This is a genomic window from Salmonella sp. FC25216 (assembly GCF_057751355.1).
In genome coordinates, this window is record NZ_JBDGON010000002.1 from 358,035 (window position 1) to 375,089 (window position 17,055).

A 17,055-nucleotide genomic window follows, 5' to 3' on the forward strand; every position below is an offset into this window, starting at 1 on the left:
TATAGGCCGAGAATCATCAGACAAGAGGGTTTGTGCCGGATGGCGGCGCAAACGCCTTAATCCGGCCTACGGTTAATAATCAATTCCCATCTGGGCTTTTACGCCCGCGTCAAAAGCATGTTTAACCGGACGCAGTTCGCTGACGGTATCCGCAAGATCAAGAATATCCCGGTGACAGCCGCGACCTGTAATAATCACCGTCTGGTGACCAGGGCGCGCGTTTAGCGCGCTTATGACCTCTTCCAGCGGCAAATAGTCATACGCCACCATATAGGTCAGCTCATCCAGTACCACCATATCAAGCTGCGGATCGGCCAGCATCCGTTTCCCATGCTGCCAAACGGCCATACATGCTGTGGTGTCTGCCTCGCGATTTTGTGTCTCCCAGGTAAATCCCGTCGCCATTACCTGAAATTCGACACCGTGCGGTTCCAGTAGATTACGCTCGCCGTTGGGCCAGGTGCCCTTAATAAATTGCACCACGCCCACCTTTTTACCGTGCCCTACGGCGCGGGCGGCAGTCCCGAAAGCGGCCGTGGTTTTACCCTTACCATTGCCGGTAAACACGATAATAATACCGCGTTCTTCCTGTGCCTGGGCGACACGGGTATCAACTCGATCTTTTACCTTCTGCTGGCGCTGCTGATAGCGTTCATTACTCATTGGGCGATTCCTGGTTTACGGCCCGGCTGGGCGTCAAAGGTCATACCGGTCTTACGGCGACTGTCGTCGCCCATGAGCCACAGGTAAAGCGGCATAATATCGGCAGGCGTTTTTAATTTCTGTGGATCTTCCGTCGGAAAGGCGCTGGCGCGCATACTGGTGCGCGTGCCGCCCGGGTTAATGCAGTTAACGCGCAGAGAACGGTTTTGATATTCGTCCGCCAGCACCTGCATCATTCCTTCAGTGGCAAACTTCGAGGTGGCATAGGCACCCCAGTTGGCGCGCCCCTGACGACCAACGCTTGACGACGTAAAGACCAGCGAGCCGGCATCGGATTTCAGTAATAACGGTAACAGCGCCTGGGTGAGCATAAAGGTGGCGTTAACGTTTACCTGCATGACATCCTGCCAGACCTGCGGATCTTGTTCGCTCATTGGACAGATTTCCCCCAGTAGCCCGGCATTATGCAGGACGCCATCCAGGCGGGGGTAGTGGGCGGCGATGCGGTCGGCTACTTGTCGGCACTCTTCAGCGGTGCAGGTCAGCAGATCGAGCGTAAGCCATTGTGGTTGAACATGTTGCGCGTCGGCAATGTGCTGCGCGACCCGACGCAATTTCTCTTCGTTGCGTCCCAGGAGAATCACCGTTGCGCCGTAACGCGCATACGTGAGCGCGGCTTCCCGCCCAATGCCGTCGCTGGCGCCAGTGATCAAAATAATGCGGTTTTGCAATAGATCTTGTTTCGGTTGGTAATGCATGGCTACTCCTCAACGGCGTGGTGAACCGTCCTGCCAGGTTGTCTTAGCTTCGCGTTAACTTTTCGGGTTTATGCCTGAAAGCGCCTCTTTTTTCAATCAGCCAGGGGCGATAACGCCGTAAAATGAACACCTTGTCATACTTTTTCTTCCTCAACAGGCATACGGATGAAGAGAGACTGACTTCGATGCCTGTTGTACACTGAGCGCAAGTCGCGTTATTTAATCAAGGTGGGAGTCGTGGAATTGTTGTCTGAATATGGCTTATTTTTGGCAAAAATCGTCACCGTTGTGGTGGCTATTGCGGTCATTGTGCTGCTGATCGTGAACGCTACGCAACGCAAACGTCAGCGCGGCGAGCTGCGCGTGACCAATTTGAGCGAGCAGTATCAGGAGATGAAGGATGACCTCGCTGCGGCATTGATGGATAGCCATCAACAAAAACTGTGGCATAAGGCGCAGAAAAAAAAGCATAAGCAGGAGGCGAAAGCCGCCAAAGCAAAAGCGAAGCTGGGGGACATTGCGACATCGGACAAACCGCGCGTATGGGTGATAGATTTCAAAGGCAGTATGGACGCTCACGAAGTTAATGCGTTGCGCGAAGAGGTCACGGCGGTGCTGGCAGTGGCGCAACCAGGCGATCGGGCGGTGGTGCGTCTGGAAAGTCCCGGCGGCGTTGTGCACGGCTATGGCCTGGCGGCATCGCAATTGCAGCGCCTGCGCGATAAAAATATTCCGCTGACCGTGACGGTGGATAAAGTCGCGGCAAGCGGAGGCTACATGATGGCCTGCGTGGCGGAGAAGATTGTCGCGGCGCCGTTCGCTATTGTGGGATCAATTGGTGTTGTCGCGCAAATCCCAAACTTTAACCGCTTTCTCAAAAGTAAAGACATTGATATTGAACTGCATACCGCAGGACAGTACAAACGTACCCTGACATTGTTAGGCGAGAATACGGAAGAAGGGCGGCAGAAGTTTCGTGAAGATCTCAACGAAACGCACCATCTGTTCAAAGATTTTGTGCAGCGGATGCGTCCGACTCTGGACATTGAACAGGTCGCCACGGGCGAACACTGGTACGGTCAGCAGGCGCTGGAGAAGGGGCTGGTTGATGAGATTAACACCAGCGATGAGATTATCCTCGGTCTGATGGAAGGGTGCGAGGTGCTAAATGTGCGCTATATGCAGCGTAAAAAACTGATCGATCGTGTTACCGGCAGCGCGGCGGAAAGCGCGGATCGGCTTCTGCTGCGCTGGTGGCAGCGTGGACAAAAGCCGTTGATGTAAACGGCTATTGCCGGATGGCATTCAGCGCCATCCGGCACGGATTAATCAATCAGGTGATACTTCTCAGACAGCACATGCGCCAGGTGTTTAAACATGTTAAACACCGCAGTGCTTTTAGGGGTTGGTAATCCTTGCTCGTCTAAAAAGTAATCGCCGCTGAAAACCAGCACGCCATTTCTCTGCGTCACGCCGGTGGCGACAATACCTGCCATCGTGTCTTCATGTTCCCGAATAATTTTGTTGGCTTCAAGCAACAGTGTTTCGCGATCGATAGGTTGCGTCTCTTTATGCATTTTTTACTCCTTAAACAAGGAGATTAGTCTACGCTGAGCACTTCTGATGGGCAAATATTCTTGTAGGAAATTGGTGGATTTGCCATGTTGCGTTCACTGGCAAGATTTGTTTTTGCATGCTAATAAAGTTGCGTATCGAATTTTATCAGGTACAGTGTGACGCTTTCGTCAATCTGGCAACAGAATTGCTTGACATTCGACCAAAATTCCGTCGTGCTATAGCGCGTGTGTGCAAAAAAGCCTGTTAACTCAGTCACCTGAGTATTACATTTCGTACACAAAGCCAGTACAAGGGGTTGATATCCGCAGACGTAGAGACCATATATCGTTGTCTCGTCGCCAGTGGAAGGTGAATCAACGTGCGACGCATTCCTGGAAGAATCAACTTAGGTAAAGGTGAATATGGGTAAAGCTCTTGTCATCGTTGAGTCCCCGGCAAAAGCCAAAACGATCAACAAGTATCTGGGTAATGACTACGTGGTGAAATCCAGCGTGGGTCATATCCGTGATTTGCCGACCAGTGGCTCAGCAGCTAAAAAGAGCGCCGACTCTACCTCCACCAAAACGGCTAAAAAGCCCAAAAAGGATGAACGTGGCGCTCTCGTCAACCGTATGGGGGTTGACCCGTGGCACAACTGGGATGCGCACTATGAAGTGCTGCCTGGTAAAGAGAAGGTCGTCTCTGAACTGAAACAGTTGGCGGAAAAAGCCGACCACATCTATCTCGCAACCGACCTTGACCGCGAAGGGGAAGCTATTGCATGGCACCTGCGGGAAGTGATCGGCGGCGATGACGCGCGCTACAGTCGCGTAGTCTTTAACGAAATAACCAAAAATGCCATTCGCCAGGCGTTCGAACAACCAGGCGAGCTGAACATTAACAGGGTTAACGCTCAGCAAGCGCGCCGCTTTATGGACCGCGTGGTAGGCTATATGGTCTCGCCATTGCTGTGGAAAAAGATCGCCCGTGGTTTGTCGGCAGGTCGCGTTCAGTCTGTCGCGGTCCGTCTGGTCGTTGAGCGCGAGCGCGAGATTAAAGCGTTTGTTCCGGAAGAGTTCTGGGAAATTGACGCCAATACATCGACGCCGTCTGGCGAGGCGCTACCGCTACAGGTGACGCATCAGAACGACAAGCCATTCCGTCCGGTAAATCGCGAGCAGACGCTTGCCGCCGTCAGCCTGCTGGAAAAAGCGCGCTATAGCGTACTGGAGCGTGAAGATAAACCGACCAGCAGCAAGCCTGGCGCGCCGTTTATCACCTCAACGCTACAACAGGCGGCCAGTACCCGGCTGGGCTTTGGCGTGAAGAAAACCATGATGATGGCGCAGCGTCTGTATGAGGCGGGCTACATCACCTATATGCGTACTGATTCCACCAACCTGAGTCAGGATGCGGTCAATATGGTGCGCGGCTACATCGGCGATAATTTCGGTAAGAAATACCTGCCGGATAACCCGAACCAGTACGCCAGTAAAGAGAATTCACAGGAAGCGCACGAAGCGATCCGTCCTTCCGACGTTGCTGTCATGGCGGAGTCGCTGAAAGACATGGAGACTGACGCGCAGAAGTTGTATCAACTGATTTGGCGTCAGTTTGTCGCCTGTCAGATGACGCCAGCGCAATATGACTCTACTACGCTTACCGTTGGTGCGGGCGAGTTCCGTCTGAAAGCGCGCGGGCGTATTTTGCGCTTTGACGGCTGGACAAAAGTGATGCCGGCGCTGCGTAAAGGCGATGAAGATCGCACATTGCCTGCCGTGAATAAGGGCGATGCGCTGACGCTACTTGAACTGACGCCTGCTCAGCACTTCACTAAACCGCCAGCCCGTTTTAGCGAGGCTTCGCTGGTTAAAGAGCTTGAAAAGCGTGGTATTGGTCGTCCGTCTACCTATGCGTCGATCATCTCGACTATTCAGGATCGCGGCTATGTTCGCGTTGAGAACCGTCGTTTCTATGCGGAAAAAATGGGTGAAATCGTCACCGATCGGCTGGAAGAAAACTTCCGCGAATTGATGAACTACGATTTTACCGCGCAGATGGAAGATAGCCTGGATCAGGTTGCGAATCACCAGGCCGAATGGAAAGCGGTGCTGGATAACTTCTTCAGCGATTTTACTCAGCAGCTTGATAAAGCCGAGAAAGATCCGGAAGAAGGGGGGATGCGTCCTAACCAGATGGTGCTGACCAGCATCGACTGTCCAACCTGTGGCCGTAAAATGGGAATTCGTACTGCCAGTACGGGGGTCTTCCTCGGTTGTTCAGGTTATGCGCTTTCGCCGAAAGAGCGCTGTAAAACGACCATTAATCTGGTGCCGGAAAATGAAGTTCTGAACGTGCTGGAGGGCGACGACGCCGAAACCAACGCCTTGCGCGCCAAGCGTCGCTGTCAGAAGTGCGGTACGGCGATGGACAGCTATCTGATCGATCCGAAGCGTAAGTTGCATGTGTGTGGTAATAACCCAACCTGTGACGGCTACGAGATTGAAGAAGGCGAGTTCCGCATCAAAGGGTATGACGGTCCGATCGTTGAGTGTGAGAAATGTGGCTCCGAAATGCACCTGAAAATGGGGCGTTTTGGTAAGTACATGGCCTGCACTAACGACGAGTGTAAAAATACCCGTAAGATCTTGCGTAATGGCGAAGTTGCGCCGCCGAAGGAAGATCCAGTCCCATTGCCGGAACTGCCGTGTGAAAAATCGGACGCGTACTTTGTGCTGCGCGACGGCGCGGCAGGGATATTCCTGGCGGCCAATACCTTCCCGAAATCACGCGAAACGCGCGCGCCGTTAGTCGAGGAGCTTTACCGGTTCCGCGATCGCCTGCCGGAAAAACTGCGTTATCTGGCGGATGCGCCGCAGCAGGACCCGGAAGGCAATAAAACCGTTGTTCGCTTTAGCCGCAAAACAAAACAGCAGTACGTTGCGGCGGAAAAAGAGGGGAAAGCGACAGGATGGTCAGCGTTCTTCGTCGACGGCAAGTGGGTTGAAGGCAAGAAATAACCCCTGTCTGTCGCCACAATAGTAAACCGGGCCGCGTAAGCGGCCCTTTTTTATAGCACCCTTATTATTTTATCGCGCCTGCTATACAGTTCAGATATAAATGATATAGTGGTTATAGTTAACATCTTTTTTATTATTAAATCGTATTAGCAGCTCAATGAAGCCTGCGGATAAACGATGGTCTGATGGCGCTAATCTGGATGATGTATTATGAAATTGCAGCAGCTTCGCTACATTGTTGAAGTGGTTAATCATAACCTTAACGTCTCCTCTACCGCTGAGGGGCTGTATACTTCCCAGCCGGGGATCAGCAAGCAGGTTCGGATGCTGGAAGATGAGCTTGGCATTCAGATTTTCGCCCGCAGTGGTAAACATCTGACTCAGGTGACGCCCGCAGGCCAGGAGATTATCCGTATTGCGCGTGAGGTGCTCTCCAAAGTTGATGCCATTAAGTCGGTCGCAGGTGAGCACACCTGGCCGGATAAAGGCTCGCTCTATATTGCGACTACCCATACTCAGGCGCGTTACGCATTGCCAGGTGTGATTAAAGGCTTTATCGAGCGTTACCCGCGCGTTTCGCTGCATATGCATCAGGGGTCGCCAACGCAGATTGCGGAAGCGGTATCGAAAGGGAACGCCGATTTCGCGATTGCCACAGAAGCGCTGCATTTGTATGACGATCTGGTGATGTTGCCATGCTATCACTGGAACCGTTCGATAGTGGTGACGCCGGATCATCCATTGGCGGCAAAGCCTTCCGTAACGATTGAAGAGCTGGCGCAGTATCCGCTGGTGACGTATACCTTTGGCTTTACCGGACGCTCCGAACTGGATACCGCCTTTAATCGCGCCGGGTTAACGCCGCGGATCGTCTTTACCGCGACCGATGCGGATGTGATTAAAACATATGTCAGGTTGGGGCTGGGCGTTGGCGTCATTGCCAGCATGGCGGTAGATCCGCTTGCCGATCCCGATTTAGTGCGGGTTGACGCGCACGATATTTTTAGCCACAGCACCACGAAAATCGGTTTTCGCCGTAGTACTTTTTTACGCAGCTATATGTATGATTTTATTCAGCGTTTTGCGCCACATCTGACGCGTGACGTGGTGGATACGGCGGTGGCGTTGCGTTCTAATGAAGAAATTGAAGCGATGTTTCAGGATATAAAGCTGCCTGAAAAGTAATGGCACCGTCGGTTTGCGTTGTATTTGCATGCCAGCCAAAGACGTCTTTTGAAATATCCCTCGAAGTATTGCGGGTAATTCTCAGCAAAATAGTGCTGAATTACCCGCCCCGCAAATTTCTTTTTCCAAATAGTTATCTTGAGTCAAAAGATTGATTTATTCACTGGAAACGATTCGTAAATTGACTGGATTTTTGACTAAAGTTTATTTAGGATTTGTCTCATCTGATGATTAATTGTACCGATTGTTTGGTGCTAAAATGATAAGTGATACCGATAGCATGAGGTTAGTAATGCCTTCTGAAAACCAGGAACCGCACCGCGACCCTGAGCTCAAACGTAAAGCATGGCTGGCGGTTTTTGTGGGTTCTGCGTTGTTCTGGGTAGTGGTAGCGCTTGTTATCTGGCATTGGTGGGGCTAAGTGAGCAGTACATCGGAACACGAGCACGTCGTCGCGTCCCCGATTCAACCTCGTGACGATGATAAAACACCGAATACGACCGTTTTCCGGTCTGTTCCGCAAAACTGGACGCTCACGCCGCAGCAGCGGGCATTTATTGATGCTTTTGCTGACGATGAACCACAAAAATAATATCCGTCTTTTTATTGGCGTTACTGTTTTTATTAACGCTGTCTTATTACACCGCAGCAACCGTGTGCTGAGCGCCTCTCAGTATTGATTAAACACAGTTGGTGTCGCCTATGTTAACGTCAAATATAAAGTATTGGTCATGGACTGGCGCGTTTATGTTATCGCTACTGTTCTGGGCTGAGTTAATCTGGATTGCCGTCTAATCTCGCCGAAGCCCGATAATGCGTTATTTATCGGGCTTTTTCATGTTCGGTTCACGCCTGTTAGGTTTCTCCTCTTTTAGCAATTTTGGTTGTTATCAAAACGTTACATTTTGTTTGTGTTATCTTTAATACAACCCTGTGGAGAATCAGGGTAACGCAACCCTGTCATTTAAGGAGGAGCTATGTCGTCAACCCTACGAGAAGCCAGTAAGGATACATTGCAGGCCAAAGATAAAACGTATCATTACTACAGTCTGCCGCTGGCTGCCAAATCCCTGGGCGATATCGCCCGTTTGCCCAAATCACTTAAAGTGTTACTGGAAAACTTGTTGCGCTGGCAGGACGGCGAGTCTGTGACTGATGAGGATATTCAGGCGCTGGCTGGTTGGCTTAAAAATGCCCATGCCGATCGTGAAATCGCCTGGCGGCCCGCCCGTGTCCTGATGCAGGACTTTACCGGCGTGCCTGCCGTTGTCGACCTGGCGGCGATGCGTGAAGCCGTTAAACGCCTCGGCGGCGATACGGCGAAAGTGAACCCGTTATCGCCGGTCGATCTGGTTATCGACCATTCTGTGACGGTCGATCATTTCGGCGATGACGATGCGTTTGAAGAAAACGTGCGGCTGGAAATGGAACGTAACCATGAGCGTTATATGTTCCTGAAATGGGGACAGCAGGCGTTCAGCCGTTTCAGCGTTGTGCCGCCCGGAACCGGCATTTGCCATCAGGTTAACCTGGAATACCTGGGCAAAGCTGTCTGGAGCGAATTACAGGACGGGGAGTGGATTGCCTACCCGGACTCGCTGGTGGGGACCGACTCCCATACGACTATGATTAATGGTCTGGGCGTATTGGGGTGGGGCGTGGGCGGTATCGAAGCGGAAGCGGCGATGCTTGGTCAGCCCGTGTCGATGCTTATCCCGGATGTCGTCGGTTTTAAGTTAACCGGTAAACTCCGGGAGGGGATCACCGCCACTGACCTGGTGCTAACCGTCACGCAAATGCTGCGTAAGCATGGCGTAGTGGGTAAATTTGTTGAATTCTATGGCGATGGTCTGGATTCACTGCCGTTGGCGGACCGCGCGACCATCGCTAATATGTCGCCGGAATATGGCGCAACCTGTGGTTTCTTCCCAATTGACGCCATCACCCTGGAATATATGCGATTAAGCGGACGTAGCGACGATCTGGTCGAGCTGGTTGAAACCTACGCGAAGGCGCAGGGAATGTGGCGTAATCCCGGTGATGAACCGGTATTTACCAGTACGCTGGAACTGGATATGGGCGATGTCGAGGCCAGTCTGGCCGGGCCGAAACGCCCGCAGGATCGTGTGGCGTTAGGCGATGTGCCGAAAGCCTTTGCTGCCAGCGCTGAGCTGGAACTGAATACCGCGCAAAAAGATCGCCAGCCGGTTGACTATACGATGAACGGACAGCCATATCAGCTTCCGGATGGCGCTGTCGTCATTGCCGCAATCACCTCCTGTACGAACACCTCGAATCCCAGTGTGCTGATGGCGGCAGGATTACTGGCGAAAAAGGCAGTAACGCTGGGGTTGAAGCGTCAACCGTGGGTCAAGGCTTCTCTGGCGCCGGGTTCAAAAGTGGTGTCTGACTATCTGGCGCAGGCCAAACTTACGCCTTATCTGGATGAACTCGGTTTTAACCTGGTCGGTTACGGCTGTACGACCTGTATCGGTAACTCCGGCCCGTTGCCGGAGCCTATCGAGACCGCGATTAAAAAAGGCGATCTGACAGTAGGAGCCGTGCTTTCCGGTAACCGAAATTTTGAAGGGCGTATCCATCCGCTGGTGAAAACGAACTGGCTGGCGTCGCCGCCGCTGGTTGTAGCGTATGCGCTGGCCGGAAACATGAACATTAACCTCGCGACAGATCCGCTGGGGTACGATCGTAAAGGCGATCCGGTATACCTGAAGGATATCTGGCCTTCGGCGCAGGAAATTGCCCGTGCCGTTGAACTGGTGTCATCGGATATGTTCCGTAAAGAGTATGCGGAAGTGTTTGAGGGCACGGAGGAATGGAAATCGATTCAGGTTGAATCGTCCGATACCTACGGCTGGCAATCGGATTCAACCTATATTCGCCTGTCGCCTTTCTTTGATGAGATGCAGGCCCAGCCTGCGCCCGTCAAAGATATCCATGGCGCGCGTATCCTGGCGATGCTGGGGGATTCGGTGACGACCGATCATATTTCTCCGGCCGGCAGCATCAAGCCGGACAGTCCCGCCGGACGTTATCTGCAAAACCACGGCGTTGAGCGGAAGGATTTTAACTCCTATGGCTCACGGCGCGGCAACCATGAAGTGATGATGCGCGGCACGTTCGCCAATATTCGTATTCGCAACGAAATGCTGCCTGGCGTCGAAGGTGGGATGACGCGGCATTTGCCGGGTACGGAAGCGATGTCGATTTATGACGCTGCGATGCTTTACCAGCAGGAAAAAACGCCGCTGGCGGTGATTGCCGGGAAAGAGTATGGGTCGGGATCGAGCCGTGACTGGGCGGCAAAAGGTCCGCGGCTGTTAGGTATCCGCGTCGTGATCGCCGAATCGTTCGAACGTATCCACCGCTCAAACCTGATTGGGATGGGGATTCTGCCGCTGGAGTTTCCACAGGGCGTAACGCGTAAAACGCTGGGACTGACCGGGGAAGAGGTGATTGATATCGCGGATCTGCAAAACCAGCGCCCTGGCGCGACCATTCCGGTGACGTTAACGAGACCGGACGGTAGTAAAGAAACGGTGCCTTGCCGCTGTCGTATTGATACCGCAACCGAGCTTACTTACTACCAGAATGACGGCATATTGCACTATGTTATAAGAAATATGCTGAACTAAGGCCGTTTATCGGGCCTGCCGTGAACAGGCAGGCCCGCACTTTAATAAACGGAGGTTTACTTACTTAGCAGGTGGCCCATTTTGGCGGCTTTAGTATCCAGATAATGCTCGTTATTAGGATTACGGCCCACAATGAGCGGAACGCGTTCAACGATATTAATTCCCGCTTCGGTCAGTATTTCGACTTTCTTCGGATTATTGGTCAGCAGGCGAACTTCATCCACGCCCAGTAATTGGAACATATCCGCGCACAGGGTGAAATCACGCTCATCGGCGGCAAAACCGAGCTGATGATTGGCCTCCACTGTGTCATAGCCTTGATCCTGTAACGCATACGCACGAATTTTATTAAGCAGGCCGATATTGCGGCCTTCCTGGCGGTGATAAATCAGAATACCGCGTCCTTCTTCCGCAATATGCGTCAGCGCGGCTTCCAGTTGAAAACCACAATCACAACGCAGACTAAAAAGCGCGTCCCCGGTAAGACATTCGGAATGAACGCGAGCCAGTACCGGCGTTTTACCTGAAATATCGCCAAAAACCAGCGCGGCATGGTCGTGTCCGGTTGCCAGTTCTTCAAATCCCACCATCAGAAAGTCACCCAATGGGGTTGGCAGTTTGGCTTCTGCCACACGTTTAAGCTGCATGTATTTCTCCAGATTATGCTGACGCCTGCGGTGTCGTCGCCTGTTGGCCTGTATCCCACTATTTTGCCATAAGGCGGCGGACATCACCTAATCACTACCACGTAATTGCTCAGGAATGGCACAAATTTGTCAATTTTCCAGTCCGGCGAGAATTTTCAGTTATGATTGTGATACTTACTTATAAAAGGAGCATCCATGCTTTCAATTGCGAGGCGCACTGCGGCAGGCGCCGCACTGTTGCTTATCATGCCGCTCGCCGTATGGGGATCAGGCTGGCAGTGGCAGCCAGGACATCAGATCTGGTGGCTAAAAACGCTATTCTGGATAACGGAAACCGTGACCCAACCCTGGGGCGTTATCACGCATGTAATTCTTTGTGGATGGTTCTTATGGTGCCTGCGATTTCGCCTGCGCGCCGCCATTATGCTGTTTGCGATCCTCGGCGGGGCGATTATCGTCGGGCAGGGCGTGAAGTCATGGGTAAAAGAACGCGTACAGGAGCCACGGCCATTTGTGGTCTGGCTTGAAAAAACGCACCATATTCCCGTCGATGAGTTCTACACTTTAAAGCGTACAGAGCGCGGATATTTAGTGAAAGAGCAGTTGGCCGGGCAACAGAACATCCCGGTTTTCCTGCGTCAGCACTGGCAAAAAGAGACGGGCTTTGCGTTTCCCTCCGGACACACCATGTTTGCAGCGAGCTGGGCGCTTTTAGCCGTTGGTCTGTTATGGCCGCGCAGACGTACTTTCACCATCGCGTTTTTGTTAGTCTGGGCGACCGGTGTAATGGGCAGCCGTTTGCTTCTGGGAATGCACTGGCCACGAGATTTAGTGGTCGCCACGCTCATCTCCTGGTTATTAGTTACCCTGGCGACCTGGCTGGCGCAGCGAATTTGCGGGCCGCTTACGCCGCCTCGTGAAGAAGCGCAAGAAATTGCTGAACGGGAGCAGGAACGCTAACAACGGTTGATTTTCTGTCAATTGTCCTTAAATCATCTGATGGCGGGCGCTTTTCCATTTCGCGCGAGGCGTGAAAATGGTAATTTAGAAGGCTGGATGCGGTAAGTTGGATACGATTTATTCGCGCAAACCACATAACGGGAAGTAATGTGAAATATCTACTCATTTTCTTACTGGTATTGGCGATTTTTGTTATTTCAGTGACACTGGGCGCGCAGAATGATCAACAGGTGACGTTTAACTACCTGCTGGCGCAAGGGGAGTATCGTATCTCCACGTTACTTGCTGTGCTATTCGCCGCCGGTTTTGCGATTGGCTGGCTGATTTGCGGCCTGTTCTGGCTACGGGTCCGCGTTTCCCTTGCCCGCGCTGAACGCAAAATTAAACGACTGGAAAACAAGCTCTCGCCAGCAACCGACGTTGCGGTCACTGCCGATTCGTCGGTTGTAAAGGAATAATCATATATGTTGGAGTTGTTATTTCTGCTGTTGCCTGTAGCCGCTGCCTATGGGTGGTATATGGGTCGCAGAAGTGCGCAACAAACAAAACAGGATGAAGCTAACCGCCTGTCGCGCGATTATGTCGCAGGGGTTAACTTCCTGCTGAGTAACCAACAAGATAAAGCGGTGGATCTGTTCCTCGATATGCTTAAAGAGGATACCGGCACCGTTGAGGCTCATCTCACCCTCGGTAATTTGTTTCGCTCTCGCGGCGAAGTCGATCGCGCCATTCGTATTCATCAAACGTTAATGGAAAGCGCTTCATTGACCTATGAACAGCGTTTACTGGCCGTTCAGCAACTGGGGCGCGATTATATGGCCGCCGGTTTATATGACCGCGCGGAAGATATGTTTAACCAACTTACTGACGAAACGGAGTTTCGCGTAGGCGCGTTACAGCAGCTCTTGCAAATCTATCAGCTCACCAGCGACTGGCAAAAGGCGATCGAAGTAGCAGAACGGCTGGTGAAACTGGGCAAAGATAAACAGCGTATCGAAATCGCCCACTTTTACTGTGAGTTAGCTTTACAGCAGATGGGCAACGACGACATGGATCGCGCGATGGCGTTGCTGAAAAAAGGTGCCGCCGCAGATAAAAATAGCGCCCGGGTGTCTATCATGATGGGGCGCGTCTATATGGCGAGAGGGGATTACGCCAAAGCGGTCGAAAGCCTGCAACGTGTTATCGTCCAGGATAAAGAGCTGGTCAGCGAAACGCTGGAAATGTTGCAGACCTGCTATCAACAGCTCGGTAAAAATGCTGAGTGGGCGGAGTTTTTACGTCGCGCCGTTGAGGAGAATACCGGTGCTGGCGCTGAGTTAATGCTTGCCGATATTCTGGAAGCGCGCGAAGGTAGTGACGCAGCCCAAATCTATATCACTCGTCAGCTACAGCGACATCCCACCATGCGGGTATTCCATAAGCTGATGGATTACCATCTCAACGAGGCGGAAGAAGGGCGGGCGAAAGAAAGTTTGATGGTACTACGCGATATGGTTGGCGAGCAGGTGCGCAGTAAACCGCGATATCGTTGCCAGAAATGCGGTTTTACCGCCTATACCTTATACTGGCACTGTCCATCCTGCCGGGCATGGTCGACCATTAAACCTATTCGTGGACTTGATGGGCAGTAGCATATAAAAAAACCTTCACTTTAGTTACAACATACTTAATGAAATATTATAAGAAACGACGCTGACATCGGCGGCCAGGGTTTCGCAGGTTGTCAATCGAACCTGTTAATTTCCCTGCACCGCAGGTAGAATGCACGCCGTTTACCCAATTTGCGCCACTCCGGTGCCCATCATCAAGAAGGTCTGGTCATGACGTTTACTGCTTCATCTTCTTCCTACGCTATTACTGAATCGCCTGTCGTTGTGGCGTTGGATTACCATGAACGCGATAAAGCCCTGGCGTTTGTCGACAAAATCGATCCTTGCGATTGTCGCTTAAAAGTGGGCAAAGAGATGTTCACGCTGTTTGGTCCACAACTCGTTCGGGATCTCCAGCAACGTGGGTTTGATGTCTTTCTTGATCTAAAATTTCATGATATTCCCAACACAACGGCCCGGGCAGTCGCCGCTGCGGCGGATCTGGGCGTCTGGATGGTAAACGTGCATGCGTCTGGCGGGGCGAGAATGATGGCTGCAGCGCGCGACGCGCTGGCACCATTCGGTAAAGATGCACCACTGCTCATTGCAGTGACCGTGTTGACCAGTATGGAAACCAGCGATCTGTGCGATCTGGGCGTGACGTTGTCACCGGCGGAGCATGCGGAGCGGCTGGCGCGCCTGACGCAGCAATGCGGGTTGGATGGCGTGGTCTGTTCTGCTCAGGAAGCTGTCAGATTTAAACAGGTCTTTGGCTCTGCATTTAAGCTGGTGACGCCGGGCATTCGGCCTGCAGGCAGCGAGGCGGGCGACCAGCGACGCATTATGACGCCCGAACAGGCATTATCCGCCGGCGTCGACTATATGGTGATTGGCCGTCCGGTCACGCAATCGGTTAATCCGGCGCAAACGCTGAAGGATATTAACGCGTCACTGAAACGGGAGGTATAATGAGCGATTCCAATAGTCGTCTGGTTTATTCAACGGAGACGGGGCGCATTGAAGAACCTAAAACGGTGCTGGTTCGTCCAAAAGGGGATGGTATCGTTCGCATTCAGCGTCAAACCAGTGGCCGCAAGGGTAAAGGCGTATGTTTGATTACCGGTATTGAGAGGGATGATGCGGAGTTAACCAAACTGGCGGCTGAACTGAAGAAAAAGTGCGGCTGCGGCGGGGCAGTAAAAGAAGGGATTATTGAAATTCAGGGCGATAAACGCGACCTGATAAAATCGTTGCTGGAAGCTAAAGGAATGAAAGTAAAATTAGCTGGCGGTTAATAAAAACGCCACGGTTGTAAATTACCGTGGCGTAAAAGTCAACTTTGTCTATTTTTGTAATCCAGACCTGAAAAGAATAATCGTATTATTTTGAACCGTTCAATATTTAAACGTCTGGATTATTTTCCGACCTGGTGACCAATAACGCCGCCGACCGCCGCGCCGCCCAGGGTGCCTAAGGTACTGCCGTCTGTTAACACTGCGCCGCCCAATGCCCCAGCACCTGCGCCAATAGCCGTGTTGCGATCGCGCTTGGACCAGTTTGAGCAGGCGCTCAGAGACATTGCTACGGTGATTGCCAGCACAGCAGCGGCCATTTTTTTGCTCGTCATAAACATAATACTTTCTCCTGAATTAACGATTCACGGAATTAAGCTCACTTTAACTATAGTTAAAATAAAACCTGTTAAGAGATTTTCCGTAAAACCTGATTGCGCAGGGATATATCACGCAGGTGATAGTCACTTCCTGTTATTTCGCTAGTATTAATTTTACGATGTTGCGCTCGTTACAACAGGTAAATAGTCTTAATTCGGGGGCAGAAAAGTCTTAGAGAGAGGATGATTTGCCATAGGGCAAATCATCGGGAAATATTTTAACTGGATGAGCCAATAACATTGACTAGCAGCCCGGCATGTTCTAACTGCATTTGATCGCTGGCGGAAATTCTGGAATCTGTAATGACACGATGGAAGCGAGAGAGCGGGCCCAGGGTATAGGGATGCACGCAGCCAAATTTGGAGCTATCGGTGAGGACAATCGCTTCTGAGCCTTTTTCCAGAACCGCGTTAACCACATCCGAGCGCATCATGTCGCGTCCAGTAAAGCCGGTATCAGCCTGCCAGCCATCAATACCGATAAACGCCTTGCTGAAATGCACTTGCTGGATAAACTGTCGCGTCAACGGCCCTACCATGCTTTCACTTTTTTTCTGATAGATTCCACCGAGGAGAATGACTTCGCAAGGGGTTTCTTTAAGCAGGTGTGCGATATAACTGCTCACGGTGATGATCGTAACATCTTTTTGTTCTGCCAGCGCTCGGGCCAATAGCGCATTGCTACTGCCATTTTCAATAAAAACGGATTCTCCTGGACTGACCAGCGAGGCGGCGAACTCCGCCAGTCGGCGTTTTAGTGTGTAATTAGTCATCATGCGAGTCTCTACGTCATCGCTCTCAAGCGAAACAGCAAAACCGTGCGCACGGCGTAAATAGCTCTGTTTTTCCAGGGTATTCAGATCCTGACGAATCGTGACTTCAGATACGCCGGTAATTTTCGCCAGTTCAGCAACGCTCATCTGGCCTTTATCAACCACCATTTGCAAAATTGATTGTTGTCGGGAGTTCATAGTATTAATTTTATACGTTAAAAGGAGTTACAGACATTCAGAGAACCGGGAAGGGCTAACGGCCACCCCGGAGCAAATAATCGCTATCAGATTTCCCAGGGCGACCCGGGAGCACGGGGTGGCGAGATACCGTCTTTAACCTGATCTAACAGCTCTGCTCTCAATATTTCAAGGTTATTGATGGCCGAATGGTAATCGCCAGCAACAAGGATATCCAGCACGGTATCAATGCGTTGGGCAATTCGTTGTGCTTCGATATCAGACATGTTTGTCATCCTTAATGTCAGAAAAGGTTTAAATTCATGATGCAGAAATTAATCTGAAAAGAGAAGGGAAAAATAGGGTTAGGCCTGTCTGCATAGGCTGTTCTCTCTATT

Annotated in this window: 19 protein-coding genes; 12 read left to right on the forward strand and 7 right to left on the reverse strand. The window is 51.6% G+C overall.

All coding sequences use genetic code 11. From position 1 onward, the window contains the following. Positions 1-72 precede the first annotated feature (72 nt). Both cobO and AC3G3F_RS05115 read right to left on the reverse strand, forming a co-directional pair. Positions 73-663: a cob(I)yrinic acid a,c-diamide adenosyltransferase gene (gene cobO, locus AC3G3F_RS05110; RefSeq protein WP_023246920.1), complete on the reverse strand. Its 591-nt coding sequence runs from the start codon at positions 661-663 to the stop codon at positions 73-75. Continuing rightward, on the reverse strand, positions 660-1,421 hold the full coding sequence (locus AC3G3F_RS05115; RefSeq protein ID WP_053529011.1) for a YciK family oxidoreductase: 762 nt from the start codon (positions 1,419-1,421) through the stop codon (positions 660-662). Before AC3G3F_RS05115 ends, cobO begins: the two co-directional genes overlap by 4 nt. Positions 1,422-1,658: 237 nt before the next feature. Here AC3G3F_RS05115 and sohB point away from each other — a divergent pair, with 237 nt between their 5' ends. Next, a complete protein-coding gene (gene sohB / locus AC3G3F_RS05120) occupies positions 1,659-2,705 on the forward strand; it encodes a protease SohB (RefSeq protein ID WP_080070205.1) in 1,047 nt (348 codons plus the stop codon). Between the two features lie 41 nt (positions 2,706-2,746). Here the strand turns inward: sohB and AC3G3F_RS05125 are convergent, their stop codons facing one another. Beyond that, positions 2,747-2,998 (reverse strand): YciN family protein, encoded by a 252-nt coding sequence (locus AC3G3F_RS05125; protein ID WP_000548615.1) that lies wholly within the window; start codon positions 2,996-2,998, stop codon positions 2,747-2,749. A 402-nt stretch (positions 2,999-3,400) separates the two neighbouring features. Between AC3G3F_RS05125 and topA the strand changes: the two genes are divergently transcribed. From topA to acnA, 6 genes are all read left to right on the forward strand, one after another. Beyond that, a complete protein-coding gene (gene topA / locus AC3G3F_RS05130; RefSeq protein WP_079817679.1) occupies positions 3,401-5,998 on the forward strand; it encodes a type I DNA topoisomerase in 2,598 nt (865 codons plus the stop codon). 210 nt (positions 5,999-6,208) lie between these two features. Further along, a complete protein-coding gene (gene cysB, locus AC3G3F_RS05135) occupies positions 6,209-7,183 on the forward strand; it encodes an HTH-type transcriptional regulator CysB (protein ID WP_023246916.1) in 975 nt (324 codons plus the stop codon). A gap of 280 nt (positions 7,184-7,463) precedes the next feature. Further along, the gene (locus AC3G3F_RS05140) at positions 7,464-7,604 is read left to right on the forward strand and encodes a YmiA family putative membrane protein (protein WP_213083627.1); all 141 of its coding nucleotides are present in this window, start codon (positions 7,464-7,466) and stop codon (positions 7,602-7,604) included. Beyond that, a complete protein-coding gene (locus AC3G3F_RS05145) occupies positions 7,605-7,775 on the forward strand; it encodes a hypothetical protein (protein ID WP_072158643.1) in 171 nt (56 codons plus the stop codon). A 110-nt stretch (positions 7,776-7,885) separates the two neighbouring features. Next, the gene (gene ymiC, locus AC3G3F_RS05150) at positions 7,886-7,978 is read left to right on the forward strand and encodes a small membrane protein YmiC (protein WP_223232400.1); all 93 of its coding nucleotides are present in this window, start codon (positions 7,886-7,888) and stop codon (positions 7,976-7,978) included. 182 nt (positions 7,979-8,160) lie between these two features. Beyond that, positions 8,161-10,836, forward strand: a complete 2,676-nt coding sequence (gene acnA / locus AC3G3F_RS05155; protein WP_488394576.1) for an aconitate hydratase AcnA — start codon at positions 8,161-8,163, stop codon at positions 10,834-10,836. A gap of 56 nt (positions 10,837-10,892) precedes the next feature. Here the strand turns inward: acnA and ribA are convergent, their stop codons facing one another. Further along, positions 10,893-11,483, reverse strand: coding sequence for a GTP cyclohydrolase II (ribA, locus tag AC3G3F_RS05160; protein WP_488394578.1), 591 nt, complete (start codon positions 11,481-11,483; stop codon positions 10,893-10,895). Between the two features lie 195 nt (positions 11,484-11,678). Between ribA and pgpB the strand changes: the two genes are divergently transcribed. The 5 genes from pgpB (at position 11,679) to yciH (ending at position 15,330) form a co-directional block, all read left to right on the forward strand. After that, positions 11,679-12,443, forward strand: coding sequence for a phosphatidylglycerophosphatase B (gene pgpB, locus AC3G3F_RS05165; protein ID WP_023246680.1), 765 nt, complete (start codon positions 11,679-11,681; stop codon positions 12,441-12,443). A gap of 149 nt (positions 12,444-12,592) precedes the next feature. Then, positions 12,593-12,901, forward strand: coding sequence for a lipopolysaccharide assembly protein LapA (gene lapA / locus AC3G3F_RS05170; protein ID WP_000876280.1), 309 nt, complete (start codon positions 12,593-12,595; stop codon positions 12,899-12,901). A gap of 6 nt (positions 12,902-12,907) precedes the next feature. Further along, positions 12,908-14,077 carry a lipopolysaccharide assembly protein LapB gene (lapB, locus tag AC3G3F_RS05175; protein WP_023246679.1) on the forward strand — a complete coding sequence of 390 codons (1,170 nt, stop codon included), beginning with the start codon at positions 12,908-12,910 and terminating at the stop codon, positions 14,075-14,077. 189 nt (positions 14,078-14,266) lie between these two features. Further along, complete coding sequence (pyrF, locus tag AC3G3F_RS05180; RefSeq protein WP_053529015.1) at positions 14,267-15,004, forward strand: orotidine-5'-phosphate decarboxylase; 738 nt, start codon at positions 14,267-14,269, stop codon at positions 15,002-15,004. Beyond that, positions 15,004-15,330 carry a stress response translation initiation inhibitor YciH gene (yciH, locus tag AC3G3F_RS05185; RefSeq protein WP_023246677.1) on the forward strand — a complete coding sequence of 109 codons (327 nt, stop codon included), beginning with the start codon at positions 15,004-15,006 and terminating at the stop codon, positions 15,328-15,330. Before pyrF ends, yciH begins: the two co-directional genes overlap by 1 nt. A gap of 119 nt (positions 15,331-15,449) precedes the next feature. On the opposite strand, the gene osmB is transcribed toward yciH, so the two are convergent. The 3 genes from osmB to AC3G3F_RS05200 form a co-directional block, all read right to left on the reverse strand. Continuing rightward, a complete protein-coding gene (gene osmB, locus AC3G3F_RS05190; protein WP_000481166.1) occupies positions 15,450-15,668 on the reverse strand; it encodes an osmotically-inducible lipoprotein OsmB in 219 nt (72 codons plus the stop codon). A 257-nt stretch (positions 15,669-15,925) separates the two neighbouring features. Then, positions 15,926-16,678 (reverse strand): DNA-binding transcriptional regulator YciT, encoded by a 753-nt coding sequence (yciT, locus tag AC3G3F_RS05195; protein ID WP_023246676.1) that lies wholly within the window; start codon positions 16,676-16,678, stop codon positions 15,926-15,928. Between the two features lie 86 nt (positions 16,679-16,764). Then, positions 16,765-16,944, reverse strand: coding sequence for a YciZ family protein (locus AC3G3F_RS05200; protein ID WP_023246675.1), 180 nt, complete (start codon positions 16,942-16,944; stop codon positions 16,765-16,767). Positions 16,945-17,055: the final 111 nt, after the last annotated feature.

Bases quoted from the DNA above. Each gene is read 5' to 3' on its own strand.
- cobO (WP_023246920.1), bottom strand. From the start codon at position 663: ATGAGTAATGAACGCTATCAGCAGCGCCAGCAGAAGGTAAAAGATCGA.
- pyrF (WP_053529015.1), top strand. From the start codon at position 14,267: ATGACGTTTACTGCTTCATCTTCTTCCTACGCTATTACTGAATCGCCT.
- yciT (WP_023246676.1), bottom strand. From the start codon at position 16,678: ATGAACTCCCGACAACAATCAATTTTGCAAATGGTGGTTGATAAAGGC.
- yciH (WP_023246677.1), top strand. From the start codon at position 15,004: ATGAGCGATTCCAATAGTCGTCTGGTTTATTCAACGGAGACGGGGCGC.
- AC3G3F_RS05125 (WP_000548615.1), bottom strand. From the start codon at position 2,998: ATGCATAAAGAGACGCAACCTATCGATCGCGAAACACTGTTGCTTGAA.
- AC3G3F_RS05200 (WP_023246675.1), bottom strand. From the start codon at position 16,944: ATGTCTGATATCGAAGCACAACGAATTGCCCAACGCATTGATACCGTG.
- acnA (WP_488394576.1), top strand. From the start codon at position 8,161: ATGTCGTCAACCCTACGAGAAGCCAGTAAGGATACATTGCAGGCCAAA.
- lapB (WP_023246679.1), top strand. From the start codon at position 12,908: ATGTTGGAGTTGTTATTTCTGCTGTTGCCTGTAGCCGCTGCCTATGGG.
- osmB (WP_000481166.1), bottom strand. From the start codon at position 15,668: ATGTTTATGACGAGCAAAAAAATGGCCGCTGCTGTGCTGGCAATCACC.
- ribA (WP_488394578.1), bottom strand. From the start codon at position 11,483: ATGCAGCTTAAACGTGTGGCAGAAGCCAAACTGCCAACCCCATTGGGT.
- AC3G3F_RS05140 (WP_213083627.1), top strand. From the start codon at position 7,464: ATGAGGTTAGTAATGCCTTCTGAAAACCAGGAACCGCACCGCGACCCT.
- cysB (WP_023246916.1), top strand. From the start codon at position 6,209: ATGAAATTGCAGCAGCTTCGCTACATTGTTGAAGTGGTTAATCATAAC.
- ymiC (WP_223232400.1), top strand. From the start codon at position 7,886: ATGTTAACGTCAAATATAAAGTATTGGTCATGGACTGGCGCGTTTATG.
- topA (WP_079817679.1), top strand. From the start codon at position 3,401: ATGGGTAAAGCTCTTGTCATCGTTGAGTCCCCGGCAAAAGCCAAAACG.
- AC3G3F_RS05115 (WP_053529011.1), bottom strand. From the start codon at position 1,421: ATGCATTACCAACCGAAACAAGATCTATTGCAAAACCGCATTATTTTG.
- pgpB (WP_023246680.1), top strand. From the start codon at position 11,679: ATGCTTTCAATTGCGAGGCGCACTGCGGCAGGCGCCGCACTGTTGCTT.